This window comes from Hymenobacter nivis (assembly GCF_006439025.1).
GTDB classification, from domain to species: Bacteria; Bacteroidota; Bacteroidia; order Cytophagales; family Hymenobacteraceae; genus Hymenobacter; species Hymenobacter nivis_A.
Genome location: NZ_RCYZ01000002.1, coordinates 413,439 through 438,930, shown reverse-complemented (window position 1 = coordinate 438,930; position 25,492 = coordinate 413,439). Strand labels below are relative to the sequence as shown.

Below are 25,492 nucleotides of genomic sequence, written 5' to 3'. Positions count from 1 at the left end.
ACCCGCTACCTTTGTAGAAGCCTCAAAAGTAACCGAATTGCCCGCTATATCCCACGTTCTTCGCTGCTGCGCTGCGCTTTGCCGGCGGGCGGGCACTGCCGGGGCCCTGCGCGGGCTGGCGCTGGCCTGGCTGCTGCTGAGCGCCGGCACGGCCCTGGCCCAGCGCGCGCCCACGGCCAACCCCGATTCCATCCCCGGGCAGCGACCGGGCAGCGCGCCCATGCCCCCGGTGCGGGTAATGTCGCCCGACCCTACCCTGCCCCAGGGGCCCCCGCCGCCCGGCACCACCAACCCCGGCCAGCACCGCACCCCCGGCACTTCCAACAAGCCCGTGGCCGGCATCCCCGACAGCGTGCTGGTGAAGCAGGCCCAGCAGGATTCCATCAAGCTGGCCGCGAAGCCCCGGGGCCCCATCGAAACTACGGTGCACTACGTGGCCAAGGATTCGATTCAGTTCGACGTGACCCGCAAGGAAGCCAAGCTCTACAACAAGGCCGACGTGAACTACGGCGCCATGGACCTTAAGGCAGCTCTGATTACCATCGACTACGCCGGCCACGTGATGACGGCCGAGGGCCGGCGCGACTCGCTGAAGCACAAGGTGGTGGACAAGCCCGTGTTCAAGGACGGGGCGGGGCAGTATGCGGCGGGCAAAATTGCCTACAACTTCCAGAGCAAGCGCGGCAAGATCACCGAAACCGTGACCCAGCAGGGCGAGGGCTACGTGAGCGCCCAAAGCATTAAGAAGGCCCCCAACAACGACCTGTTTGGCGTGCGCGGCCGCTACACTACCTGCAACCTGGAGAACCCGCACTTCTTCATCCAGGCCAGCAAGATGAAGGTGATTCCGGGCGACAAGGTGGTGACGGGGCCCTTCAACCTGGTGATTGGCGGGGTGCCCACGCCGCTGGGCTTTTTGTTTGGCTTCTTCCCGATGCCCAACAAAAGCCGGGGCTCGGGCGTCATCATCCCCACCTTCGGGCAGGCCCAGGACCGGGGCTACTACCTTAGCAACGGTGGCTACTACTTCGCGCCCAACGACAACATCGGCGTGCGCCTCACCGGCGACATCTACGCCGGCAACGCCCAGACCTTTGGGGGCTACGGCGTGACGGCCGACGTGAGCTACCTCAAGCGCTACCAGTACCAGGGCGCGTTCAACTTCCGGTTCACCGACCGCCCGGGGGCCCAAATCCTGTCCTCGGCCTCGCTCAACACCAGCCTGGACTACATCAAGCCGGCCGCCGCCAAAACCTTCTGGATCAGCTGGAACCACACGCCAGTGGCCCGGCCCGGCGGGGGGCGCTTTTCGGCCAGCGTGCAGGCCGGCAGCAGCAGCTATAACCGCACCAACAGCCTGTCGTCGCGGGCGTTTCTCTCGCCCACGTTCAGCTCCAGCGTGTCGTACACGAAGCAGCTGCGCTACCTGCCCATCAACTACAGCCTGAAGCTGAGCCAGAGCCAGAACACGCAAACCGGCGTCATGGCCTTCACCCTGCCCGACATCAGCGTGGGCGTGGCCCGGCAGTACCCCTACCAGTGGTTCGGGCTGAAGGCGCGGCCGTTCTACGACCAGATCAGCATCAGCTATAACCTGGTGGCCCAGAACCAGATCACCAACACCGTGGCCGCCCGCTCCCTCGACGGCAGCGTGCCGTTGCTGGGCGGCTCCACGGCCAGCAGCATTTTGCCCATCAGCTTCGGCAACCTCGGGGCCCTGTTGCGCAACGCCCAAAACGGCGCGCAGCACCAGTTCGGCATCTCGCTGGGCTCCTACACCTACAAGTTCCTGCACATCAGCCCGGGCTTCAACTACGGCGAAACCTGGTACGCCCAGCGCCTCGACTACCGGTTCGTGCCCAAGGCCCAGGCGGTGCGCATCGACACCATCCACGGCTTCAGCCGGGCCTACTCCTACTCAGCCAACGTCAGCCTGAACACCACGTTCTACGGCACGCTGGTGCGCAAGGGCACCCACAAAATCCAGGCCCTGCGCCACAAGGTCACGCCCAGCCTCAACTACTCCTACTCGCCCGACCTAAGCCGGGGCTCGGCCTACCAGCTGACTACTTTCGGCCGGGACGTTAACGGCAATGCCATAGTGGATGCCAACGGCAACTACATTGCTCCCCTGCGCGGCTCGACGGGCCAGCTGCTGGACCCGCGCTACTACTCGCGCTACCAGGGCTCGCTGTACGGGGCCCCCAGCTCGGGCGCGGTGAGCCAGGTTAGCTTCTCGCTGCAAAACGCGGTGGAGATGAAGGTGCGCGACGACAAGGACACCACGGGCAACAACCCGGTAAAAAAGGTGAGCCTGATTGATGGACTCGACTTCAACGGCTCGTATAATTTCCTAGCTGACACGCTTAAGCTAGCGCCCCTTTCAGTGTCGTTCCGCACGCAGGTGGCCCGCAAGCTCAGCCTCATTTCCAGCGCCACCTTCGAGGCTTACCAGCGCGACAGCTCCGGGCGCACCATCAACCGCTACTTGTTCGACCAGCCCGGCAACCGCCGCTTGCTGCGCCTTTCGTCGGCCAGCTTCACCACCAGCTACGCCTTCAACCCCGTATCGGGCAAGAAGCGCAGCGTGGTGCCGCGCCAGGTGGCCCCCTCCAACGACCCCACCCTGGGCGCTGTGGGGGCCCCGGCCATGTACGCCGACTACGTGGACTTCGACATTCCGTGGGAGCTGGCCCTGAGCTACACCGCTGGCTACACCACCAATGCCATTCCCATCCAGCAGCGCACGCTCCAGGCCCGGCTGCTGGCCGCCAACCCGCTGCTGGCCCTCTCCACGCTCAGCGCCACGGGCAGCGTCAAGCTCACCGAAAACCTGAAGCTGACCTACACCACGGGCTACGACTTCCACAGCGGGCAGGCCTCGCTCACCACCATCAGCTTTTTCCGCGACCTGCACTGCTGGCAGGTGGCCGGGCAGTGGACGCCCTTTGGCACGTACCGGGGCTACAACTTCACCATTTCGGCCAAGAGCAGCCTGCTGCAAGACCTGAAATACAACCGCAACCGCAACGTGCAGTACCAGTAGGGCCCCGGGTTTGGGCGCGCCGTGCCACCTTTGCGGCCCCACCCGTCCCCAACTGCCCTGCCATGTCCGTCGCCCAATCGCAGCACAAAGAAGTTAAGCTCGTCACTACCCACCAGATGCTGGCCATGAAGCAGCGCGGGGAGAAAATCTCCATGCTCACGGCCTACGACTACTCGATGGGCCAGATTCTGGACGGCGCGGGCATCGACGTGCTGCTCGTAGGCGACTCGGCTTCCAACGTGATGGCCGGCCACGAAACCACCCTGCCCATCACCCTCGACCAGATGATTTACCACGCCCAGAGCGTGGTGCGCGGCGTGAAGCGCGCCTTCGTGGTGGTCGATTTGCCGTTTGGTTCCTACCAGGGCAACAGCTCGGAGGCCCTGCGCTCGGCCATTCGCATCATGAAGGAAGGCGGCGGGCACGGCGTGAAGCTCGAAGGCGGCGCCGAAATCAAGGATTCTATCACCCGCATCCTCACCGCCGGCATCCCCGTGATGGGCCACCTGGGCCTCACGCCCCAGAGCATTTACAAGTTCGGCACCTACTCGGTGCGCGCCAAGGAAGAGGACGAGGCCCAGAAGCTGCTCGAAGACGCCCGCCTGCTCCAGGAAATCGGCTGCTTCGCGCTGGTGCTTGAAAAGATTCCGGCCGCCCTGGCCAAGCGCGTGGCCGAGGAGCTCACCATCCCCGTCATCGGCATCGGCGCGGGCCCCGACGTGGACGGCCAGGTGCTGGTGGTGCACGACCTGCTCGGCATCACCAAGGAATTCAAGCCGCGCTTCCTGCGCCGCTACGCCGAGCTGCACGACATCATGACCGAAGCCGTGCAGCACTACGTGGCTGACGTAAAAAGCCGCGACTTTCCCAGCAAAGAAGAAGGTTACTAGTCAGTTGCGCTACGCGCGGCGCCTGGAAATAAAAAAGCTGAGGCCCCCACGCAACTGCGTGGGGGCCCCAGCTTTTTTATTTCCAGGCGCCGCACCAATACACAGTTTTTGTCTTTTACTTTGCAAAACAAAGTACTTCATATTTCAAAAACATGACGCCTACTCCCACCGCCTTCGACCGGCTGAATGCCTGGATGAGTGCCTCGGTCACGCTCAAGCTGTTCAGCATCGGCATCCTACTGCTGCTGCTGCTCATCCCATCGAGCATGGTGCAGGGCCTCATCACGGAGCGGGCCGAGAACCGCGACGCGGCCACCGCCGAAATCAGCGGCCAGTGGGGCGGGGCGCAGCTGGTGCTGGGCCCCGTGCTGGTGCTGCCCTACACGGCGCGCGAAACCGACGAAAAGGGCCGCGTGACCGAAGCCACCCGCTACCTCAGCCTGCTGCCCGATACCCTGGCCACCACCGGCACGCTGGCGCCCGAGCGGCGGCACCGGGGCATCTACGAGGCGGTGGTGTACCGCGCGGGGCTGCACGTGCGGGGCAGCTTCCAGGCCCCGCCGCTGGCCGATTTGGGGGTGGCGCCGGCGGCGGTGCGCTGGGCCGAAGCCTTCGTGGCCGTGGGCATTTCCGACATGAAGGGCATCCGCAACGGCCTGGCGCTCCGCTGGGACGGCCAGCCGCGCGGCTTCGAGCCCGGCGTGCCCAACGCCGATGTGCTGCCGCGGGGCACGGCCCCCACCGCCACCACCCAGGTCACGGCCGTGGCCAACGAGCAGCAGCGCTACTCCAAATACCAAGGCGACGGCAGCGACGACGACAACGGCTCCGGCCAAACCGCCAACGGCCTCAGCGCCGCCGTGCCCCTGCCCGACGCGGCCGCCCTGGCCCGCCGCCACACCTTCGCCTTCGACCTCGACCTGAACGGCAGCACCGGCCTGCTGGTGGCGCCCCTGGGCCGCCAAACCACCCTGCACCTGAGCGCCCCTTGGGCCGACCCGAGTTTCATCGGCGCCTTCCTGCCGGCGCAGCGCAACATCACGGCCAATCAATTCACCGCCGACTGGCGGGTGCTGCACCTCAACCGCAACTACCCCCAGCACTGGCGCTCCGACGGCGACCGGCCCGACGTGGACGCCTCCACCTTCGGCGTGCGCCTGCTGGTGCCCGTGAACGAATACCAGAAAACCATGCGCGCCGCCAAATACGCCCTGCTGCCGCTTACGCTCACGTTCCTGGTGTTCTTCTTTGTCGAAATCCTGAACGGCCGGCGCATCCATCCCTTCCAGTACATTTTGGTGGGCCTGGGCCTGGTCATTTTCTACGTGCTGCTCCTGGCCTTGTCCGAGCAAATGCCGTTTGATGCGGCCTACGGCATTTCGGCCCTCACCATTGTGGGGCTTATCACGGCGTACGCGGCGGCCAGCTTCCGGCAGCGCCGCCTCACCGCAGCCACGGCGGGCGTGCTGACGGTGGCTTACGGCTTTCTGTTCGTGGTGCTGCAACTGCAGGATTACGCGCTGCTGGTGGGCAGCATCGGCTTGGTGGTGGTGCTGGGCACGGTCATGTTCCTTTCGCGCCGCGTGGACTGGTACCAGCCGGCGGGCCCGCCGGCCGGCGCCTGAGGCGGCGGGGTTTTGCTTCCGGCCGGGCGCGTATCTTCGCCCTAGCAAAAGCAAAAGCGGGGTTGCCGATTGGTGTGGTCTGACGTGTGCGGTGGCCCCCGGGGCCCTAATTTGCTCGCGCGCCCATTCCCCATTTTCCGCCCGCATTCGCCGCGTGAACCGTCCCAACATCTGGTCCGAAGGCAGAGAAATTCTGTTCGAAGACAACCACTTGCTCGTCATTAATAAGCCCGCCGGCCTGCTCGTGCAGGGCGACGCCACCGGCGACGAGCCCCTGTCCAAGAAAGCCGCCGAGTACCTGAAATTCAAGTACAAGAAGCCCGGCGAGGCCTTCGTGGGCGTGTGCCACCGCATCGACCGGCCGGTGAGCGGCATTGTGGTGCTGGCCAAAACCAGCAAGGCCCTAAGCCGCCTCAACGAGATGTTCCGCGACTCGCTGATGACCAAAACTTACTGGGCCCTCACCGGCAAGCCACCCGTGCCGGAATCCGGTACGCTGGTGCACTGGCTGGTGAAGGACACGATCCGCAACGTAACCAAGGCCTACCCCGAAAAGCACACCCAAGGCCTGCGCTCCGAGCTGCGCTACGAGCTGCTGGGGCCTGCCGCCAACCGCTTTTTGCTGAAGATAAACCCCGTGACGGGCCGCCCTCACCAAATTCGGACGCAGTTAGCCACCGGCCTGGGCACGCCCATTATCGGCGACGTGAAGTACGGCTTCATTGCCCCGCTGCCCGACGTAAGCATTGCCCTGCACGCCCGCCAGCTCCAGCTCCAGCACCCCGTCACGAAAGAGGCCATGACCTTCGTGGCCCCCCTGCCCGACGCCCCGCACTGGGACCCCGCCCGCGAGCTTTTCTGCTAAGGCAGCGCCCATTTTGGGCCCCACGCCGTGCACTATAAATGGTTATTGGTGAATAACATTTGCTAATAATAACCGCGCTACGTGCAAGATTTTGGGGTTTTTGTTTCGGGAAAGTCCAAGCTGGGACTCCGGCCGTAATTTTGTAGTGCAGCCGCTGAACCAACCGCCGGGCATTTTGCTTGTCCGGGCAATTCACGCTTCCAACACCTTATGGCCATCCTCGTTTTCTTCGTTGCCCATTACTACTTATCGCTGTTCACGCAGACGTTTTACCTGCACCGCTACGCGGCGCATAAGATGTTTACGATGAATAAGTTCTGGGAGCGATTCTTCTTCTTGTTCACTTATGTCTGCCAGGGCAGCAGCTTCCTCTCGCCGCGGGCCTACGCCCTGCTGCACCGCATGCACCACGCCTACTCCGACACGGCGCTGGACCCGCACTCGCCGCACTTCTCGAACAACGCGTTCGATATGATGTGGAAGACCAAGAACATCTACAACGATGTGGTGAACCACAAGAATGAGGAGGCCAAGCGTTTCGAGGGCGATATTCCAGAGTGGAAGTCGCTGGAGGCTTTCGGCGGCACGGTCTATTCGCGCTTGGGCTGGGGCACGGCTTATGTACTATTCTACATCAACTTTGCCACGGCCTGGTGGCAGTACCTGCTGCTCCCGATTCACTTCCTGATGGGCCCCATCCACGGCGCCATCGTGAACTGGGGCGGCCACAAGTACGGCTACCAGAACTTCGACAACCACGACAAGAGCAAAAACACGTTGGCTCTGGACTTCCTGGCCTTCGGCGAGCTGTTCCAGAACAACCACCACAAGCTGCCCATGCGCGTGAACTTCGGCGTGAAGTGGTGGGAGCTGGACCCTACCTACTCTGTCATCTGGACCTTGGACAAGGCCCGCATCATCAAAATCAAGCGCAAGAACGTGCAGCCCAAGCAACGTGTTAAGAAGGTGGCCGTCCCGGCGTAGCCGTGTTGCCAGCTAAAAAGAGAGGGCCCCTTCTGCGGAAGGGGCCCTCTCTTTTTGCATTTGGGGCCCTGAGGCCCCTACCCCACCGCAGAAAGTAGCTGGCGAGCCGTTGCTCGTTACAGCAGGAAAAAGACTGCCCCATATAGAGGCCCCAGCAGCTTGTATTCGGCCCGGCCGTGGTGGAAGTACTTATTAGTGAAAATTCCCACGGTTTGCAGCCCTTTCGTGCGTACCTTTGCGGACCCAAATAATTTTCAACCAAACGCACGAGTTGCGTTGCACAACCCCCAAGGTTTATGGCAGTTAAAATCCGCCTCGCCCGCCGTGGCCGTAAAAAAGCCGCGACTTACGACATCGTAGTAGCTGACGCCCGCTCGCCCCGCGACGGCCGTTTCATCGAGAAACTCGGCACCTACAACCCCAATACCAACCCCGCCACCATCAACTACGACGCCGACCGCGCGTTTTACTGGATGATGACCGGTGCCCAGCCCACCGACACGGTGCGCGCCATGCTCTCGTACCGCGGCGTGCTCTACCGTCGTCACCTCCAGCTGGGTGTTGACAAAGGCGCCCTGACCCAGGACGTGGCCGACCAGCGCTTCGCTGATTGGAAGACCGACAAGGACGCCCGCATCGAAGGCAAGCGCACCGGCCTGGTGGACGCCAAAGCCGACGCCCGCACCGCTGCCTTGGCCGCCGAAACCAAGGTAAAAGAGGCCCGCAGCGAAGCACAGCGCCAGAAGCAAGCCGCCGCCCTGGCCGCTGCTGCTCCCGCCCCGGCTGCTGCCGAAACCGAGACGACCGAGACCGCCGAAGTATCGGCCGAGGACGCCGCGTAGTTTTTGCCGCTTAGCGACTGAAAAGTCCGGCAGTTGTTGTCCGCCCGGGCAGCGGCTGCCGGATTCTTTTTTCACCCCTTTTTCGCCCGCCATGCTTTTCGACGAAACCTACCAGCTCGGCAAAATCACCAAGCCCCACGGCCTGCGCGGCTTCGTGGCCGCCGACTTCGACGTGGACGACACCACCGCCTACCAGAAGCTGAAAACCGTGTACCTGGCCCTGCCCGGGGCCCCCACCAAGCTCGTGGCCCACGCCGTGGAGAAGGTGCAGCCCCAGTCGGGCACCCGCGTGCTACTCAAGCTCAAGGGCATCGAGCGCATTGAGGAGGCCGAGCCGCTACGCAACGCCACGTTGCACCTGCCCCTGGAGGCCCTGCCGGCCCTCGGCGACGACCAGTTTTACTACCACGACGTCATCGGCTTCACGGTGATTGACGAGGCGCTGGGCGAGCTGGGCGTGGTGGAGAACTTCTACGAGCTGCCCCAGCAGGACATGCTGGCCATGCGCTACCAGGGCCACGAGGTGCTGGTACCCGTGGTGGACGCCATTGTGCTGCGCGCCGACACAGCGGCCCGCCAGGTATTTGTGCGTCTGCCCGACGGCTTGCTCGACATCTACCTTGCCCCCACGACCCGCCAGCAGGACGAAGCCGACGACGCTAGCGAACCCGCTTAACCCGGGGGCCCCACGATGCGCATCGACATCATCACCTGCCAGCCCGAGCTGCTGGCCAGCCCCTTCGCCCACTCCATCGTGAAGCGAGCCCAGGACAAGGGCCTGGCCGAAATCCACGTGCACGACCTGCGCCGGCACGCCATCAATAAGCACGGGCAGATTGACGACTACGTATTTGGGGGCGGGGCCGGCATGGTGCTGCGCGTGGAGCCCATTGCGGCTTGGCTGGACGAGCTGCTGGCCCAGCGCCCCTATGACGCCGTGATTTACCTCACGCCCGACGGCGAAACCCTGCGCCAGCCGCTGGCCAACCGCCTCTCGCTGCTCACCAACGTCATCATGCTCTGCGGCCACTACAAGGGCATCGACGAACGCCTGCGGGCGACCTACATCACCCACGAAATCAGCGTGGGCGACTACGTGCTGAGCGGCGGCGAGCTGGGAGCCGCTATACTGGTTGATGCCGTGGTGCGGCTGCTGCCCGGCGTGCTGGGCAACGAAGAATCGGCCCTGTCCGACTCGTTTCAGGACGACCTACTGGCCCCGCCCGTGTACACGCGGCCCGCCGAGTGGCGCGGCCAGGCAGTGCCGGCCATCCTGCTTTCGGGTAATACGCCGCTCATCGAGGAGTGGCGCCACGCCCAGGCCCTGGCCCGTACCCAGGCGCGGCGGCCCGATTTATTGGGTGATTCCGAGGAAAAATAGGGCCCCGGGCCTGGTTTCCCAACAGATAACGCCTTATCTATCCGCCTCATCTGCTACGCATTTGCTATCCTGCGCTAGAATCCATATCTTTGCGCTCCGTTTCGTAAAATCAATCCGGGCCGGCGGCGCCGTCCCTTCGCAATTTCTTTCGCCATGAGCGTACTACTCGACTTTATTAATGCCGAAGCGCAGGAGCGCCGCGCCAGCTTCCCTCTCTTCGCCGCCGGCGACACCGTGAACGTGCACGTAAAAATCCGTGAGGGCAACAAGGAGCGCATCCAGCAGTTCCAGGGCGTGGTGCTTCAGCGCCGCAACCCCAGCTCGAACGGCGAAACCTTCACCGTACGCAAGATTTCGAACCAGATCGGCACCGAGCGGATTTTCCCCCTGCTCTCGCCCAACATCGAAAAAATTGAGGTGGTCCGCCGCGGCAAGGTGCGTCGCGCCCGTCTGTTCTACCTGCGCGGCCTCTCGGGCAAGCAAGCCCGCATCAAAGAGCGTCGTTTGAACGCCATCAAGCCCGTAGCCGCCTAAGGCATCTTCGGTCACAGTCAAAGCCGGCCTTTTCCTCACGGAGAAGGCCGGCTTTGTGTGCGCCCAGTGAGGCACGTCCTATTTTTTAGGGCCCCGCAGCAAAAAGGCCAGCCCCCATGCGGGGGCTGGCCTTTTTGCTGCGGGGCCCTAGAGCCTACTTGCTGCTGGCCGAATCGGCTTGCAGGTCGTCGTTAGGGGTACTCTTATCGCTGTCCTGCACTTGCTTGGCGGCGGCGGTCAGCGCCTCGCCCAGTTTCTCTACGCGGGGCTGCGTGTTGCCTTCGGCGAATACGGCGGCCTGGCTGGTGTTCTTACCAAGGCGCGCCAACAGCTTGCTGATGGTGTCCTTGTCGTAGCTACCGCTACCGAAGTGGGCCTTCAGCTCTTGCAGGTCTACCACGAGCTGGTGCAGCTGGGGGTTGTTGGCAGCCTTCAGGTCTTCAATCCAGCGCTGTAGGTGATTATCGAGGCCGGCGCGGCTGGCTTCTTCCACCAAATCCTGCGACAAAATGTTGACGGCGCCGTCGAGGTGGTTCTGGTGCTGAACTTCGGTCTTTTCCATGGGTACTGAATCGTATGTAAAACGTCTGATCCAAACGCAGAACCGTCGCCCAGGGTTGGGCGATGCCAAAAAAAGGGGCCCCGCCAGCAACTGGCGGGGCCCCGGCGGGGCAGGGCAGCGGGAGCCCTACTCGATTTTGTTCATGCGGTCCTTCACCGATTCCAGCGACACGCGCATGTTCACAATGTCGGCCCGGGCCGATTCCTGCTCCTTCAGGTTGGCGTCGATCAGGTTGTTGTACTGCAACAGCTCAGCCGCGTTCTGAGCCAGTTGCTGCTGGATTTCCAGTTTGCGGGCCTTATTCTTGTCCACATCTTTCTTGATGACCTCCACCTTGGCGATGATGGCCGCGTGGTTGTTTTGCGATTGCACGAGGGCTTTTTCAGCCTCCGAGATCTGCGCCACCACGTCTTCGCGGTACATGCCGCGGGCAAAGTCCTTGAGGTACTTCTCGGCGGCTTTCCACTGCACCGGGGTGGCTTCGCGGCCCAGGTAGGCGTTGCCCAGGTCGATGCTCCACCACACGGTAGTACCCGTCGGGATGCCGTCGACCTTTGTGATTACGCGCACCGGCGTGGGCGAAACATCTTCCACCACTACCCCGTCGAGCTTGATGACGCCCTTGACGTTTTTCACCTTACCGGGGTATTTATCGTTAAGATACTTGAGCCAGGCCGCCTCCACACGGCGGTTGTCAAGCTGGATGGATACGCGCTGGCCTTTGCGCGGAATGCCGTCGATGGTGTTATCGGTTTCGTCCACCGGCGAGCGTTGCGCCAGGGCCCCAAAGGAAACCAGGCACGCAAACAGGAAGAAAAGTAGGCGTTGGGTCATGGAAGTAAATATTAGAAAAAGCTAAAAAGATAGGATTGTAAACGCGTAAAGAATACCGGACTGGTTTGGCATTTCAAATTTATGTCTATTCCGCAAGCATACACCATAAAGTACCAAAAATTTACCCTAAAACTGTATTTTTATTAGATAATTTAAATTTACTCGTTCTTCTATCATAAAATTGCACTGCCTAAACGGGCTCCAAGGGTGGCACTTTCTGCCCGCTCGGTTGCCGAACAAATTTTGTGAAGGCCCGGTTAAGTGTAACTATGTCCGTAACCGTCTGCCGCGCCGAGCATTTCAACGCCGCCCATCGCCTTCACAACCCCGCTTGGGACGAGGCACAAAACCAGCGTGTGTTTGGGCCCTGCAACAACCCCAACTACCACGGCCACAACTACAACTTGGTGGTGCGCCTCACCGGGCCCGTGGACCCCGACACGGGCTACGTGTACGACATGAAGCGGCTGAGCAACCTCATCAAGCGCGAGGTGCTCGACCGCTACGACCACCGCAACCTCAACCTGGACGTGGAAGAATTCCGCACCATCAACCCCACGGTCGAACACATCGCCGTGGCCATCTGGGAGCGCCTACGGCCACATTTGGCGGCCGAGCTGGCGCTATCGGTCACGCTCCACGAGACGGCGCGTAACTTTGCCGAATATCATGGCTAACGACTCCGGGGCCCGCCCCGCCCCCGACGCGCACCTGCCCCCGGGCCTGCGCACCCCTCTGCGACCCGACGCCTTCGACGCGGCGGACGACACCAAGATTGCGGCCATCGCGGGCCATTTCGCGGCCATTATGGAAGAGTTGGGCCTCGACCTGGCCGACGACAGCCTGGCCGGCACGCCGCACCGGGTGGCCAAAATGTACGTGCAGGAGTGGTTCCGGGGCCTAAACCCCGCCCACCGGCCCGACGTGAAGCTGTTTGAGAACCGCTACGGCTACCACCAGCTGCTGGTGGAGCGCGACATCACGCTGTTCTCGTGCTGCGAGCACCACTTCGTGCCCATCGTGGGCAAGGCCCACGTGGCTTATCTACCGGCCGGCAACGTGGTGGGCCTCAGCAAGCTCAACCGCGTGGTGCAGCACTACGCCCGCCGCCCGCAGGTGCAGGAGCGCCTCACCCGCCAGATTGCCGAGGAGCTCCAGCAGAGCCTGGGCACGCCCGACGTGGCCGTGCTCATCGAGGCCGACCACTTGTGCGTGATGAGCCGCGGCGTGAACGACACCAGCAGCTCGACGCTCACCAGCGAGTATGGCGGGCGCTTCGCCACCGACGCGGCCCTGCGCACCGAGTTTCTGCGGCAAATCGGCAAGTAGGACCCCGAAGTGGCGGGCGCGGTGGTACCACCGGGCGGTATTTGTCGTAGATGAGCTTACTCTTCCACATACTCGCTTCTGTATGAAAGTCCTCATCACCGGCGGCACGGGCCTCGTGGGTACCCGCCTCTCCCAACTGCTCACCGAAGCCGGCCACGAAGTGGCGCTGCTCAGCCGCGAGGCGGGTGGCCAGGGGCCCTACCAAACCTTCGTGTGGGCCCCCGCCGACGGCACCATCGACCCAGCTGCCGTGCCCTTTGCCGACGTGGTGGTGAACCTAGCCGGGGCCAACGTGGGCGAAGGCCGCTGGACGGAGGACCGCAAGAAAGTGCTGGCCGCCAGCCGCCTCGACAGCTTGGCCCTGCTGCACCGCGAGCTGGCCAAGCCCGGCCACCGCGTGCAGGCCGTGCTCTCGGCGTCGGCCATCGGCTACTACGGCAACACTGGCGACCGGCTGGCCACCGAGGAAACGCCCCCGGCGCACGATTTCCTAGCCGAATTAACTCAGCGCTGGGAGCAAGCCGCCGCACCCATTGCAGCACTGGGCATTCGGCTTATCACGCCGCGCATCGGCGTGGTGCTCAGTACCAAGGGTGGGGCCCTGGTGCCGCTGGCCGCTACTGTGAAGCTGGGCCTGGGGGCCCCGCTGGGAACTGGCCAGCAGTACCTGTCCTGGGTACACCTCGACGATTTGTGCCATCTATTTATGGCCATGCTCGCCGACGACGCATGGCAGGGGCCCTACAATGCCGTGGCCCCTTACCCCGCCACCAATGAGGCCTTCACCGAAGTGCTGGCCGAGGTGTTGCACCGCCCGCTGCTGCTACCTAAGGTGCCAACCTTCGCCCTCAAACTGCTACTAGGCGAGCAGAGCGAAATCGTATTAGCCGGCCAGTACGTGAGTGCCGAAAAGGTGATGAAGCAGGGCTTTGAGTTCGATTACCCGGTGCTCCGTGGGGCCCTAAAGGAGTTGTATGGAGCAGAATAATTGTGCATTTAGCTTTTAATTCCTGCTAAACGCAATAACTCCTAAATACTTAGCTAACGCACACTATCCGGCACGCCATTATCGCCGTTCATGCGCTCCAATAGGTTGTCGGCGGCGATAGTATCCACGGCAGATTCGCGGCGGCGACGGGGCTCGTCGGGCGAGGTGCAAGTGTATTTTTTATTGATTTTGACCGTGGGGTCGGGGAAGTGGCCGTAGTCGTAGCCCAGGGATTTATCCTGGTAAATCTTCTCCATGTACTTGCCGTAGATGGGCAAGGCCGTGCGGCCGCCCTCACCCTGCTGCGAGCCCACGAAGTGGATGCTGCGGTCTTCGCCGCCCACCCACACGCCGGTCACCAGGTCCTTGGTGAGGCCCATGTACCAGCCGTCGGAGTAGTTGGAGGTGGTGCCGGTTTTGCCGCCGATTTGGTTGTCCTTGTGCCAGAGGTCGTAGTCCCACAGGGCCTGCGAGGTGCCGCCGGGCTCCTCCATGCCGCCGCGCAGCATGTAGGTCATCAGCCAGGCCGTTTCAGGCGAGATGGCGCGGCGCTGCACGGGGTCGAACTGCTGGATGACGTTGCCGTGGCGGTCCTCGATGCGGGTGATGAGGCGGGGCTGCGAGCGGAAGCCCGTGTTCATGAACGTGCTGTAGGCGTCCACCATCTCGTACACGCTCACGTCGCCGGCCGAGCCCAGGCCGATGCTCGGCACCGGCAGCAACGGGCTGGTAATGCCCACTTTGCGGGCGTACACAGCCACTTTGTCCCAGCCTACCAGCTCTGTTAACTGGGCCGTTACGGAGTTCACGGAGCGGGCCATGGCGTGGCGCAGCGTCATGTTGATGCCGGTGTATTCACGGGTCACGTTGTCAGGCTGCCACTCCATGGGCTTGCCGTTCTCGACGTACTTGATGGTCACGCGCTGGTCCCGGATCCGGTCGCAGGGCGAGTAGCCGTTGTCGAGAGCCGTGAGGTACACAAACGGCTTGAAGGTGGAGCCGGCCTGGCGGCGGCCCTGCTTCACGTGGTCGTACTGGAAGAAACGGTAGTCCAGGCCCCCCACCCAAGCCTTGATGGAGCCCGTGTAGGGGTCCATCGTCATCATGCCGGCCTGCAAAAAGTGCTTGTAGTAGGCCAATGAATCGAGCGACGACATCACCAGCGTGGTGTCGCCGTCGTCGTGCTTCCAGGTGAAGACCTTCATCGGGCGCTTCAGGTTCAGGGCCGCCTCAATCTGCGCCTGGTTGCCGTGGTAGCGGTTGTTGAGGGTTTTATACACCTCGGTGCGCTTGATTTGGGTGTTGATGAAATCGGGGATTTCCTCGCCTTTTTCGTCCACCCAGGGGTTTTGGCCGCGGTTGCGCCAGAAGTTGTCGAAGTTGCGCTGGAGGGCCTTCATGCGCTCGTGCAGGGCCACTTCGGCGTGGTCCTGCATCCGCGAATCGAGGGTGGTGTAGATGCGCAGGCCGTCGCGGTACAGGTCCAGGTCGTGGTCGTCGCACCACTTGGTAATCACTTGGCCAATGGCCCCGCGGAAGTAGTTGTCGGGCCCGTCGATGTGGCGCTCCACGTGGTAGTCGAGGGCTACGGGCAGGGCTTGCAGGGCCCCTACTTCGCTGGCTTTCAAGATACCGGCCTGGCCCATGCGCTCCAGCACCACGTTGCGGCGGCGGCGGGCGGCTTCGGGGTGGAAGCGCGGGTTATAAGCTGTGGGGTTGTTCAGCACGCCCACCAGCATGGCGGCCTGAACTGCCGAGAGGCTATCGGGCGAGGTGTTGAAGTAGGTTTTGGCCGCCACCTTGACGCCGTAGGCGTTCGAGCCGTACTCCACCGTGTTCAGGTACATGCGCAGAATTTCCTCTTTCGTGTAGCGGCGCTCCAGCTCCACGGCCGTCAGCCACTCCTTGGTTTTGCTGATGAGCGTGTTCAGGCCGGGCACGTGGCCGAGGCCGCCGCGGGTTTCGCCGCGCCGGGTTTTGTACAAGTTTTTGGCCAGCTGCTGGGTGAGGGTCGAGCCACCGCGCTTTTCGCCGCGCGCGGCCGCCGCCAGGGCCCCCAGCAGGGCCGGCCCGTCGATGCCGGCGTGGTCGTAGAAGCGCACGTCTTCCGTCGCCACCAGGGCCTTGATGAGCAGCGGGGAAATCTTACTCAGCGGCACCGGCGAGCGGTTTTCGCGAAAGTACTTACCCATCAGCACCCCATCGGCGGTGTACAGCTCGGAGGCCTGCTCCACCTTGGGGCTTTCCAGCTCGGCCAGGCTCGGCGACTTTCCAAACAGAAATAAGAAGTTGGTGCTGACCAAGATGGGGTAGACCAGGAAGAGCACCAGGCTCAGCCCGAACAGGGCCCAGCCCCACCGCACCAGGCGGCGCGGCCAGCGGCCAGACGGGGTGGGCAAGCGCGCAGGCGGCGCGGGTGGGAGCGGCGGGGAGGGAACGGCCATGCAGGAACGCAGGTGGAAGGCGGGGCCACGGCCCCGCCACGCAGAAGTACAAATATACCGCGGGCGGGGCCGGGGGCCCTACGCCGGCCGGCGGCGGCGCGCCCAGCGCGCGGCCAGCTCGGCCAGGGCCAGCAGGCTGAGGCCGATGCCCAGGCAGTGGCTGAGGTGCAGGCGCCGGGCCGCCAGCGGGGCCCCCAGGTCGTGGTAGAGCAGCACGGCCCACAGCTCATCGGCCAGCGTGAGCACCCAGGTGGCCACGGCCAGCACCCGGCTGGCCCGGCCGCTGGCTAGGTACAGGTGCAACAAGTACAGCCCCAGCCCGGGCAGGGCCGATACAAGCACCAGGGGGGACTCCAGGGCCAGCGGCAGCACCAGCAGCAGGAAGCTCAGGGTTTCTTTGGCGGCCTGGGCGGCGGCCAGCGCCCGGCCCAGGCGCGAGGGCTTGGGCGGGGCGGGCAGCAACAGGGGAGGAAGCATAAGCGGCGGCGGGGCACCAGCGGCCCCGGCCCCAAGATAGGGCCCCCGCTGGCTTAGTAGCGCCGCAGCGGCATGCGGCCGCCTTGGCAGCGCCAGGCCAGCAGCATCAGCAGGGCCCCTTTGATGGAGTCGAGCAGCAGGTTATCGGGCCGGCCGAACACGATGTAGATGCCAATGCCGATGCCGACCCACCACGCGCCCAGCAGGTAGCACAGGGCCGCAAAGTTTGGCCGCCGCTGCCACACCCAGGCAAAGGCCTGCACCGCCACCGCCGACACAAACAGCAAAAACCAGCCCGTGAGGTAGCCCAGAAAGGCCGTGTCGGGCCCGTACTTCACCCCAAACTTGCCCAGCGTGAAGGCCGGTGCAAAAAAGGCCCCGCCCGTGAGCCCCAATTCCAGCACAATGGCCACAAACAGCAGCAGCAACAGGAAGAAACGGGCCATGAGCGGGAGGTGGTTGGGAAGGATCGTCCAGGGCCCCCGCTCCGCAACGGAGCACGAACCGGCCGGCGCTGCTAAACTAACCAACTAGCACCAAAAAACCAGCCAGCTTGCACGTTAGCCTTCCGCACCCTGGCGCTTTATCCGCCAAGTACTTTATCCGCCAAGTAGCATTAGGCCCGCTAGCACGAGGCAGCCCAGCAACTCCAGCACGAGCAGCCCCACGGCCGCCGCCCGGGTCCCCACCTCGAACAATATGCCCAACCACCGGGGCCCCGCGTAGGCCGCCGGCCAATTCCAGAGCACCCGCGCTACTTGCGGGCCAGCCACCACCAGGGCCCCCAGCAGCACTGCGGCGCTCCCGGACCCGGCGCGGCCCGGGCGGGTCCACAGCTCGTGCTTAAAAACCAGGCTGAGCACCGCCAGCACCGCCACGGCGGCCGTGGCCCACAGCAGCGGCGGCACCACCGGCCACGGCGGCAGCCAACGCGGCGGGCGGGAGGTAGCAAGTGATTTCATAAGGCACCTAAATAAATTGCTCAGCTCAGTGATTAGCTTAATATGTATATGTAGCGGTGCCAAGGAGGCTGATCAAAAAGATCAGAAATAGGAAAAAGCTGGCTGTCATCCAAACCGCCAGTAATAGGCGCAACGCTATGCACCACACGTAAGCGCCAGTGTGCATCCCAGACAATGGGCCGCGGCTAGCTTGCTGGGCAGCAGCAGCAAAACCCGGCAAAGCACGCCGCGATACAGCTATGCAACCACCTACCCACCCCAACAGGAGGAGGGAAATAATCTCTGACGAATGCTCACCAGGTGGCGTTAAGTAATTGGTTCTTACAATACAGGCGTACCACAGCGCCGCGCCGGCGGCTACGCTCGCCAGCGTCCAGCCCACGCTGGCCCGCAGCCACTGCGCCAGGGTTTGGGGCCCCGGGGGGTTTGGTGAGTTTTCCACGGCGGCTTAACTTCTGACGGCGTGCACGCGCAGGCCGATGGATTGGCGCAGGCGGGCCAGGTCGTGGGCAGCGTAATCAGCTAGTTTCCAGTGGAACACGGGCGGCACTCGGCGGCCGCGGCGGTAGTGGCGCAGCAGCCCGGGCCACCCCTCGGGCGTGAGCACAGCGAACAGCAGAAACCCCACGCAGGTGAGCGACCAGTCGCCGTTGCCCAGCGTGAAGGCCTTGAGCTTCAGCTCGTCCTCGGGCGTCATGTCGTAGCCCAGCAGCACGTGCTTCAGGTCGTGGTCTTCGTAGTGGGGTATCAGCTGCAGGCCGTGGCGGGCCAGCAGGTCGGCCACGCCGCGGCCCAGGGTGCCGGGCGGCAGGCTTTGCAGCTCAGCCAGCCGGATGCCCGCCGGCGCCCGCCCGTACAGCCGCTGGAAAATGGGAATCAGGAACGAGGTACGGGCGTGCACAATGATTTTGCGGGCCAGCACTTGGTAGGCGTTCAGCTTGGTTGCGCGAACGAACGGCATGGGATTGAGCGGTTTAAACGAGTCATTTATTGCTCCGACCACAGCAGCATGGTGCGCACCAGGGCCGCGAGCAGCAGGGCCCCCAGCGCCACCGCGCCCGGCAACACCCCGCGCAGCAACCGCGCCCGCCGCAGGCTGGGCGTAGCCGCCCGGTCGCGCCACGAGAGCAGAAATCCGAAAGTGGTCAGGTCGCCCAGGCAGGTCACCAGGCACAGCGCCAAGCAGGCAAATTGTTTGATTGTCATGATATTAATTAGTTATTTAACAGCGTTTTATAATAAGTAATTAGGAACCCAGCTTCATTAGCGCAGCATTTTTGCAGCTTGCCAATCGGCGTAGTTCCAACCCTGCCAGCCGGTGTAGGTGCGCTGGCGCTGGCGCCAGGCGTCCACCGCAGCGTCGAGGCGGCGCTGGGCATCGGCGGCGCTGATGACCACGGGCCCGCGGTAGCTTTCGCTGGTGAGTTGCGGCAGCTGGTTCAGGGCCGCGCGTTGGGCCAGCAGCGTGGGCAGGGCCCGGCCGGGCAGGTCGAACAGGAAGCCCGCGTCGATGCTCGCAAACCCGGGGCGCAGGTTGTAGCGGGCCATCCACACCTCCCAATTGCCGGCCGCCAGCACCAGCAGCACCGCGTAGGCGGCCAGGAAGTTGAGGCGCACCAGGGCGTAGACGGAGCGGCGCTGCCAGATTTTGAGCAGCATGGTGCCCAGCCCAAACAGCGTGAGCAATAGGAACAAGCACACGCCCAGGCGCTTGTAGGCCAGGCCCCGGCTAGCCACGTAGTAGTAGTTGCGCAGGCCCACCGACACGGCCAGCACCGCGTTTTGCAGCACCCAGGCCGTGGCCCCGGCGCGCAGCCACGGCAGCCCGGGGCCGTAGAAGTTCAGGTTGCGGCGGAAAAACCACAGCACCAGCGCCATGGCCAGCAAAATGCTGAAAATGAGCACGTACGTACCCTCGTGCACGAACTGCGCCAGGTCGAAGTCCGGCGCGGGCACAAAGCCAAACCACAGCCAGTTGATGTCGATGATATTCACCGCCAGCAGCAGCGCGTTCACCAGCCCGAGCACGGCCGCCGCCATCAGCCACTCCTTGCGCAGGCCCAGGGCCCCAAACGCGCGCGCCCGGAAATCGGGCCGGCGCACGCCCAGCGACGCCACCCGGTCGCGCTGCCGCCGCACAAACTCGCCCAGGCGCGACTCCTGGTCGGCGAAGTAGTACACCGGCACGGCCACCAGGGCCCCCGCCGTCAGCACGTAGCCCAGCCCCAGGAACAGCAGGTGGCCCAGCGACAAATCGGGCCAGAGCTGCGCCAGCCAATTCTCCACCGCCGCCAGCGCCCGCCCGCTCAGGTCGGCATAGCGTGGGTTGGCTACTGCAAACAGCCCGTGGAACACCGCCAGCACCACCAGGGGCCCCAGCAGCAACCGGCCGTAGTACCAGCTGCGGCGCGCGCCCGTCCCGCTCAGCAGCCGCCCTTGCCAGGCGCGGGGCACCGCCAGCGCCGCCCGCAGCGTGCCGCCGGCGGCCGTCAGCAGCGCGTAGGCCAGCAGCCGCAGGTGCGGTTGGTTGGCAAACCCGAGCAGCAGCAGCAGCGACGCCTCAGTGGCCAGCACCGCCGCCCCCGAGCCGTACACGGCCGCCATTGCCCCGCCAAACAGGCTGCCCGCCGCTGCTAGCCAAAACAGGCCCGTGCGCCGCGCCGCCGCGTGGCGCGGCAGTAGCCCCACTTGGGCCCCTACTATAAACAAGCTGTAAACGAGCACGTTCACCCCCGTTTTTTCGGCCCAAAACAACCAATTGAATAGCAGCAGGCCTAGCGGCAGCAGCAGCTTCTGGGCGGTGGTGAGCGGGGCGGCGGCCGGCCGGGGGCTCACATCGCGCCAAAGGGTTTCGTAGGTGTGGGGCACTTCCATAAAGAATTATTTATTTTTAAAGAACTTTGTAATTCAAAGTATAAAGGCAAAAAGAAACGTGCTGATTAGGCACGAATGCAGCGGCCAGCAGGCCGAAAAATTAGTTTGAGCGCTGACCAGATAGGGCCCCGGGGGCCCCACGCTAGCCGGGGCGCAGCAGCTTCTCCAGGGCCGCCAGGTGCTGCTGGAAGGCTTCGCGGCCCTCGGCGGTAGCGGTGTAGGTGGTGTTGGGTTTTTTGCCGATGAACTGCTTACTGACCAGCACGTAGCCCGCTTTTTCGAGGGCGGCCACGTGGCTGGCGAGGTTGCCGTCGGTGAGGTCGAGCACTTCTTTTAAGTCATTGAAACTGACGGCATCGGTGGCCAGGAGCACGGCCATGACGCCCAGCCGCACGCGGTGGTCAAACGCTTTGTTGAGGGTATGGATGAGGTGCTTCACCGGCCCAATACGGATGCGGCGGGGGCCCCGGCCGGGCCGGGCCGCTCGTAGCGGTGGTACATCCGCAGGCCGTAGCCGATGTGGCCCAGCCCAAAGCCCAGCGCAAAAAACGCCACGCCCCAGCCCGGCAGCAGCATGGCCACCAGCCCCAGCCCCAGCTGCGTGAGCCCGAGCCAGCGGATTTCATCGAACGTGAACTTGCTGGCGTTCAGCAGCGCCAGGCCATAAAACACGAGTAGGCCGGGCACCACCAGGCCCGCGTCGCCGCCCAGGTACAGGCGCAGACAAAATGCCCCGCCTACGGCCAGCGGCAAAGCCAGGGCCACCAGCATCCGCCGCGTGAGGCTGTTCCAGAGCGGCTGGCCAGGGCCCTTTTGCTGCTGCCGCCGCCACGTGAAAAACCAGGCCACGAGCAGCGCCGCCGCCACCATCACGCCCGCCAGCAGCAACAGAAACGGCAGCGCCGCCTGCCGCTCCGCGGCGGTGCTCGCCAGCAGGTGCTGGTAGCCGCTGGCGCCGTACTCGCTGGGGTAGTGGCCCTGCAAGTAGAAATGGCCGGCCGCCGTGCCCAGCAGCGCTACCACGCCCGCCCCCACCCCGCTCAGGCCGGAGAGCGATAAGAAGCGCGAGCTGCGCTCCATGATGGCGCGGATTTCAGTGAGCTGAGCTAAGGGGTCGGGCTGCATACACGAAGTGCTTTGTGTTGCAAAGTTAAACGGAAATTCCGGATTTCTATTCTCTCCGTTGCTTTCCGCAACAAGCACCTTTGCAGGGCCAGGGCCCTAAAAACATCCCCGAAATTACTTTTTAAAAAAAAGTTCGTTCCCGCGCTGGGAAGCGGGTTTTGGCGTCCCCCGAATAAAGCCTGTTGTAGGGCCCTAAAAACGGGCCGTAAGGCGGTGGCTGGGGCCCCGGGCGGGGCCCCAGCCGGTTGTGCCAATTTGGGAATACGATTCCCAAAAAAAAAGTTTTAAAATCAGGTAATCCACTCATTTACAACCTTTCGTAGGTGCCACAACTCCAAACAATCCCTCTGCCTTATTAGCTAACCCCTACCCCCCACACTTCTTCTTTCTGCACTATGTCTGCTCGCTACGCTCCCCTTCCTGCTACCAAAGCCACCACCCGCACCCTCCACATTTGGCTGCTGAGCAACCTCGGTGGCACCGGCTGGCTGCTGGTTGATTTCTGCCGCGAAAACCCCACCGACTACTCCATTGCTTTGGTCATTGGCGCAGTAGCCGCCTTGGTATCGCTGGCCTGCGTGCCGCTCATCATCCCCTTCTTCGCCCTCACCAACCGGTTTTGTATTGGCTGGTTTTGCCGCACCACGGCCACTGCCGGTGCCGTGGTAGCTTTCTTCCTGGCCAATTACTTGTTCTTGAAACTCCTGCCCCTAGGGCCCCTGGGCAGCCTGCTCAGCATCTCGGGCCCTTACTTGTGCGCCGCTTTGCTGTCCGTGGGTTGGATTTACCGCCCGGCCACCGTCCCGGCCCGCACCGTACGCAACTTGCAACTGGGCTAGGGCCCCGGCAGCCCCCCGCCCGGTTTACTACCTGGCCGTTTCGTGCGCTACTTTGGCGCGCGGAACGGCCTTTTTTTGCGGCTACTGGCCAATTTTTATGGCAGCCAAGCAGTCAAAAGCAGACGAGCAGAAAGGCGTTCGTGCACAACTACTTATGGCAAAAATGTCCCCCGGGGCCCTTGCTGCTCAGCATTTCCAATTGTCGCTGCGTCATGGCTTCGTCCTGCTGGTTCCTACTGGGTCCCTCGTTGCCTTGGCGTTCCTCTGCTACATGGTCGCGGGCGGCATGGGCGCCGCGCCGGTGGTAGCCAGGGCCACCGCGGTTGCCGGCGAATGGGCGAGCTTAGCGGCGAGCACCGTCATCTTCGGGGCCCTCTTGCTGGGGGTGCCCGCTCTTTTCTTTGCTGCGTTGCGCATTTGGCCCATGCGCTGGCTGCTACGCGTGTGCCTGGCCGAACCCGCCAGCCCCAACCTAGCACTGGGCCTGGCAGGTACCTTACTACTTTTCGAAAGCCCGCTGCTAATTGCCGCCCTGTGTGGCGCCCGCAACAAAATCCTCGGGTTCAGCGCATTGGCAAGCCTTCCCTTTCTGGGCGGAGCGCTCTGGGCCACTTGGCAGTTACTAAAGGCCGAACAGCGCGCAGCAACCCCAGAATCAGCCGGTTAGCGTAGGGTCCCGCGCCGCTACAAGCTCACCCCAATGCCGGGACCCAGCAGGAAGAACCACTGGCCAGCCGACAGCTTATATCCCCCACCCAAATAAAGTGGAAACGAAAGGCGACCCGTGTGCAACGGCGTCACTGATCCCAATACTACCACGCCCAAGTCGCGCCCCGTAGCTTCCGGATTCAGATTAAAGGCGTTCAGGGCAACGAAGCCCGCCCCTATCTTGTAGGGCCGCAAATGGTTGATGCGCCCCGGTGAGTAGAAGCTGAGCTGCGCCAGCGTAGCAATGCTGATGCCACTAAAGCTACCGTAGCCGGTTTCGTCCTGATTTCTAGTGAGCAGGCCCGCAGGAAAGCTTACGTCGATGTCAAAACTGGTGCGGCGGCTCAGCACTAAATCCACCACCTGGGAGTAGCCGGGCTCGCCGTATTGGTTGGCGTTATGTTTGATGGTGATAATGATGCGGGCCCAATCATCAAGTTCATAGGTTTTGCGGGCCAGTAGCGAGTTTAAGCTAAACGAGCCACTCTGGCACTGCTTGTCTTGGTAATAGGCGGCGCGGGGCGATGGCTCAGAGGGACAAATGACCAGATTATCGACGGTTTTTTGGTCGAGCAGATTGTTTTTAGCGTCCACCACGCGCACGTCCATCGTCAGGTACTGCTTGCCATAAAGCATCGTGGCCTCGTCAATGGCGGCCTTATTGAAGGAGAACACCACGTCGGGGATGCTGTGCTGGTATAGCACCGGCCCGCTGAGGCGCGTGATGGGCAGGGGCCCCTCGCCGTAGCCCACGCTCACAAAGTTGAGCGGGTGCGGGCGCTGGGCCTCGCGCACCGTCAGCGCGAAGCCCGTGGGGTTGGCCCCTTCCAGGATGGCGAGGCGGCGGCGTACCACGCCCAAGGGCACCTGCATACGGTATATCAACGAGTTGTCGGACCGTACCGACGAGTCGGAAGGCACTGAGAGCAGGTCTTCGACGTGGAAGCGGCCCTTGAGCAGCGACTCGCCTTCGAGGCGCACGTCCACGATTTCGCCGGGGCCCACCGCCAGGTTCGAGGTCCAGTCGCCGCCGCGGTGCAGCACGCTCACGGCCGTGATGTGGGGGCGCGGCGCAATGTCGAAGTTGGTGATGTAGCGGGCCACGTCGCCGTCCTTGATGTAGAGGTAGCCCGCCGTTTGGCGGTGGGGGTTGAACACCCGCAGCTGGCACAGCACCCGGTTGTTGGTGAGGTAGTTGCGGGTGTATAGCTCGGCCACCAGGGCCCCGCCGGGGTCTTGCTGGGCCTCCAGCCGGTAGGTGCGGTGCAGGTCGAAGGACTGGCCATCGTCCAGAATCAGCTCCGTGCCCTGCAAGCGCCCGGCCTCGTCGAAGGCAATGTCCTTGCGGTCCACACTCAGGAAGCGCAAGCGGCTGGCTTTCACCACAAAGTCCTGGCGTAGTGGCGGGTAGGCATACGTCAGCTTGCCGTCGGCGTCCAGGCGCGGGCGCTCGGCCAGCAGGTTCAGCACCAGCGTGTGGGTGCCCGGGTCGTTGGGCAGCACATGCAGGCGCAGGCCGGGGCCTTCGCGGGTAATTTTGTAGTCGATGTCCTGGCCGCGCGTCCAGGTATTGGTCACGCGCACGTTGCCGGGGTTGTCGGTGCTGAGGTCCACGACGCGCTCCTCGCCCACAAACAGTTCAGAGTTGGGCACCCGCAGGTCGAGGCTGCTGCGGGTGAGGGGCAGCAAGCTCACGATTTGCTGCTGGCGCGGGGGCCGCCCCGCCGAGTCGGCACCGGCTACGAACACCAGCTGCACAAAGGGCGTGGCCGTGAGGTTGCGGAAGCGCACGATGCCGCGGTAGCTGCCGTCGGCGGCGCGTACCAGCGAGTCTTGCAGCTTAAAATCGGCCGAGGGCAGCAGGCGCAGGCTGCGCACGGGGCCCGTGGGCGTGGCGCGCAGCTCGGCAGCCTGGTCGTCGGCGCGGTAGTAGAAGTAGAGGCGCGGCTCGCCGGCCACCGTGAGCTGCTGGGCCGGCTGGGCGTAGCGGGTGGTGTCGAGGGTGAGGGTAACGCCCTGCACCAGGGCCCTAGGCGCGGCGGCCTGGCCGCGGGCGGGGCCGGCTAGGCTTAAGCCCAGACACAACAGCACACACGCCCAAAGAAGTGATAAACGCATAGGTCGGAATAGAAACTTATCGGGACCAAAAGTAAGCGGGGGCCCGGGCTGTTGACATGAAAACG

26 protein-coding genes are annotated in these 25,492 nt (G+C 63.6%); 14 read left to right on the top strand and 12 right to left on the bottom strand.

What is annotated here, in order from left to right:
* The first annotated feature begins 37 nt into the window (after positions 1-37).
* From EAH73_RS06385 to rplS, 9 genes are all read left to right on the top strand, one after another.
* Entirely contained in the window at positions 38-3,046 is a 3,009-nt protein-coding gene (locus EAH73_RS06385) for a putative LPS assembly protein LptD (protein WP_240047161.1), read from the top strand.
* 62 nt (positions 3,047-3,108) lie between these two features.
* On the top strand, positions 3,109-3,936 hold the full coding sequence (gene panB / locus EAH73_RS06380; RefSeq protein WP_140465648.1) for a 3-methyl-2-oxobutanoate hydroxymethyltransferase: 828 nt from the start codon (positions 3,109-3,111) through the stop codon (positions 3,934-3,936).
* A 152-nt stretch (positions 3,937-4,088) separates the two neighbouring features.
* Positions 4,089-5,561 carry a cell envelope integrity protein CreD gene (gene creD / locus EAH73_RS06375; RefSeq protein WP_140465647.1) on the top strand — a complete coding sequence of 491 codons (1,473 nt, stop codon included), beginning with the start codon at positions 4,089-4,091 and terminating at the stop codon, positions 5,559-5,561.
* Between the two features lie 154 nt (positions 5,562-5,715).
* The gene (locus EAH73_RS06370; RefSeq protein ID WP_140465646.1) at positions 5,716-6,426 is read left to right on the top strand and encodes an RluA family pseudouridine synthase; all 711 of its coding nucleotides are present in this window, start codon (positions 5,716-5,718) and stop codon (positions 6,424-6,426) included.
* A 210-nt stretch (positions 6,427-6,636) separates the two neighbouring features.
* The gene (locus EAH73_RS06365) at positions 6,637-7,410 is read left to right on the top strand and encodes an acyl-CoA desaturase (RefSeq protein WP_140465645.1); all 774 of its coding nucleotides are present in this window, start codon (positions 6,637-6,639) and stop codon (positions 7,408-7,410) included.
* A gap of 296 nt (positions 7,411-7,706) precedes the next feature.
* A complete protein-coding gene (locus EAH73_RS06360; RefSeq protein ID WP_140465644.1) occupies positions 7,707-8,252 on the top strand; it encodes a 30S ribosomal protein S16 in 546 nt (181 codons plus the stop codon).
* A 91-nt stretch (positions 8,253-8,343) separates the two neighbouring features.
* Positions 8,344-8,928 (top strand): ribosome maturation factor RimM, encoded by a 585-nt coding sequence (gene rimM, locus EAH73_RS06355; protein ID WP_140465643.1) that lies wholly within the window; start codon positions 8,344-8,346, stop codon positions 8,926-8,928.
* 15 nt (positions 8,929-8,943) lie between these two features.
* Positions 8,944-9,633, top strand: a complete 690-nt coding sequence (gene trmD, locus EAH73_RS06350; RefSeq protein WP_140465642.1) for a tRNA (guanosine(37)-N1)-methyltransferase TrmD — start codon at positions 8,944-8,946, stop codon at positions 9,631-9,633.
* Between the two features lie 153 nt (positions 9,634-9,786).
* Positions 9,787-10,167, top strand: a complete 381-nt coding sequence (gene rplS, locus EAH73_RS06345) for a 50S ribosomal protein L19 (protein WP_140465641.1) — start codon at positions 9,787-9,789, stop codon at positions 10,165-10,167.
* 154 nt (positions 10,168-10,321) lie between these two features.
* On the opposite strand, the gene EAH73_RS06340 is transcribed toward rplS, so the two are convergent.
* Both EAH73_RS06340 and EAH73_RS06335 read right to left on the bottom strand, forming a co-directional pair.
* Positions 10,322-10,729 carry a hypothetical protein gene (locus EAH73_RS06340; RefSeq protein WP_140465640.1) on the bottom strand — a complete coding sequence of 136 codons (408 nt, stop codon included), beginning with the start codon at positions 10,727-10,729 and terminating at the stop codon, positions 10,322-10,324.
* A gap of 126 nt (positions 10,730-10,855) precedes the next feature.
* The gene (locus EAH73_RS06335) at positions 10,856-11,563 is read right to left on the bottom strand and encodes a hypothetical protein (protein ID WP_140465639.1); all 708 of its coding nucleotides are present in this window, start codon (positions 11,561-11,563) and stop codon (positions 10,856-10,858) included.
* A 269-nt stretch (positions 11,564-11,832) separates the two neighbouring features.
* Here EAH73_RS06335 and EAH73_RS06330 point away from each other — a divergent pair, with 269 nt between their 5' ends.
* The 3 genes from EAH73_RS06330 (at position 11,833) to EAH73_RS06320 (ending at position 13,880) form a co-directional block, all read left to right on the top strand.
* Positions 11,833-12,240, top strand: coding sequence for a 6-pyruvoyl trahydropterin synthase family protein (locus EAH73_RS06330; RefSeq protein ID WP_140465638.1), 408 nt, complete (start codon positions 11,833-11,835; stop codon positions 12,238-12,240).
* Positions 12,233-12,892: a GTP cyclohydrolase I FolE gene (folE, locus tag EAH73_RS06325; RefSeq protein WP_140465637.1), complete on the top strand. Its 660-nt coding sequence runs from the start codon at positions 12,233-12,235 to the stop codon at positions 12,890-12,892. Before EAH73_RS06330 ends, folE begins: the two co-directional genes overlap by 8 nt.
* Before the next feature lie 82 nt (positions 12,893-12,974).
* On the top strand, positions 12,975-13,880 hold the full coding sequence (locus EAH73_RS06320; protein WP_140465636.1) for a TIGR01777 family oxidoreductase: 906 nt from the start codon (positions 12,975-12,977) through the stop codon (positions 13,878-13,880).
* A gap of 53 nt (positions 13,881-13,933) precedes the next feature.
* Here EAH73_RS06320 and EAH73_RS06315 read toward each other — a convergent pair whose 3' ends face one another.
* The 9 genes from EAH73_RS06315 to EAH73_RS06275 form a co-directional block, all read right to left on the bottom strand.
* Entirely contained in the window at positions 13,934-16,324 is a 2,391-nt protein-coding gene (locus tag EAH73_RS06315) for a transglycosylase domain-containing protein (RefSeq protein ID WP_140465635.1), read from the bottom strand.
* Positions 16,325-16,402: 78 nt separating this feature from the next.
* Positions 16,403-16,801, bottom strand: a complete 399-nt coding sequence (locus tag EAH73_RS23855; protein WP_140465634.1) for a hypothetical protein — start codon at positions 16,799-16,801, stop codon at positions 16,403-16,405.
* Positions 16,802-16,854: 53 nt separating this feature from the next.
* Positions 16,855-17,247: a hypothetical protein gene (locus EAH73_RS06305; RefSeq protein ID WP_140465633.1), complete on the bottom strand. Its 393-nt coding sequence runs from the start codon at positions 17,245-17,247 to the stop codon at positions 16,855-16,857.
* Positions 17,248-17,400: 153 nt separating this feature from the next.
* Positions 17,401-17,763 (bottom strand): hypothetical protein, encoded by a 363-nt coding sequence (locus EAH73_RS06300; protein ID WP_140465632.1) that lies wholly within the window; start codon positions 17,761-17,763, stop codon positions 17,401-17,403.
* Between the two features lie 448 nt (positions 17,764-18,211).
* Entirely contained in the window at positions 18,212-18,724 is a 513-nt protein-coding gene (locus tag EAH73_RS06295) for a hypothetical protein (RefSeq protein WP_140465631.1), read from the bottom strand.
* 26 nt (positions 18,725-18,750) lie between these two features.
* Entirely contained in the window at positions 18,751-18,969 is a 219-nt protein-coding gene (locus EAH73_RS06290) for a hypothetical protein (protein ID WP_140465630.1), read from the bottom strand.
* Positions 18,970-19,026: 57 nt separating this feature from the next.
* The gene (locus EAH73_RS06285) at positions 19,027-20,637 is read right to left on the bottom strand and encodes a DUF4173 domain-containing protein (RefSeq protein WP_140465629.1); all 1,611 of its coding nucleotides are present in this window, start codon (positions 20,635-20,637) and stop codon (positions 19,027-19,029) included.
* Between the two features lie 142 nt (positions 20,638-20,779).
* Positions 20,780-21,076 (bottom strand): winged helix-turn-helix domain-containing protein, encoded by a 297-nt coding sequence (locus EAH73_RS06280; protein ID WP_140465628.1) that lies wholly within the window; start codon positions 21,074-21,076, stop codon positions 20,780-20,782.
* Complete coding sequence (locus EAH73_RS06275) at positions 21,073-21,762, bottom strand: hypothetical protein (protein ID WP_140465627.1); 690 nt, start codon at positions 21,760-21,762, stop codon at positions 21,073-21,075. The genes EAH73_RS06280 and EAH73_RS06275 overlap by 4 nt, the downstream gene beginning before the upstream one ends.
* A gap of 395 nt (positions 21,763-22,157) precedes the next feature.
* On the opposite strand from EAH73_RS06275, the gene EAH73_RS06270 reads away from it, so the two are divergent.
* Both EAH73_RS06270 and EAH73_RS06265 read left to right on the top strand, forming a co-directional pair.
* Positions 22,158-22,601: a hypothetical protein gene (locus EAH73_RS06270; protein WP_140465626.1), complete on the top strand. Its 444-nt coding sequence runs from the start codon at positions 22,158-22,160 to the stop codon at positions 22,599-22,601.
* A 97-nt stretch (positions 22,602-22,698) separates the two neighbouring features.
* On the top strand, positions 22,699-23,268 hold the full coding sequence (locus EAH73_RS06265; RefSeq protein ID WP_140465625.1) for a hypothetical protein: 570 nt from the start codon (positions 22,699-22,701) through the stop codon (positions 23,266-23,268).
* 17 nt (positions 23,269-23,285) lie between these two features.
* Here the strand turns inward: EAH73_RS06265 and EAH73_RS06260 are convergent, their stop codons facing one another.
* Positions 23,286-25,427: a hypothetical protein gene (locus EAH73_RS06260; RefSeq protein ID WP_140465624.1), complete on the bottom strand. Its 2,142-nt coding sequence runs from the start codon at positions 25,425-25,427 to the stop codon at positions 23,286-23,288.
* Between the last annotated feature and the right edge of the window lie 65 nt (positions 25,428-25,492).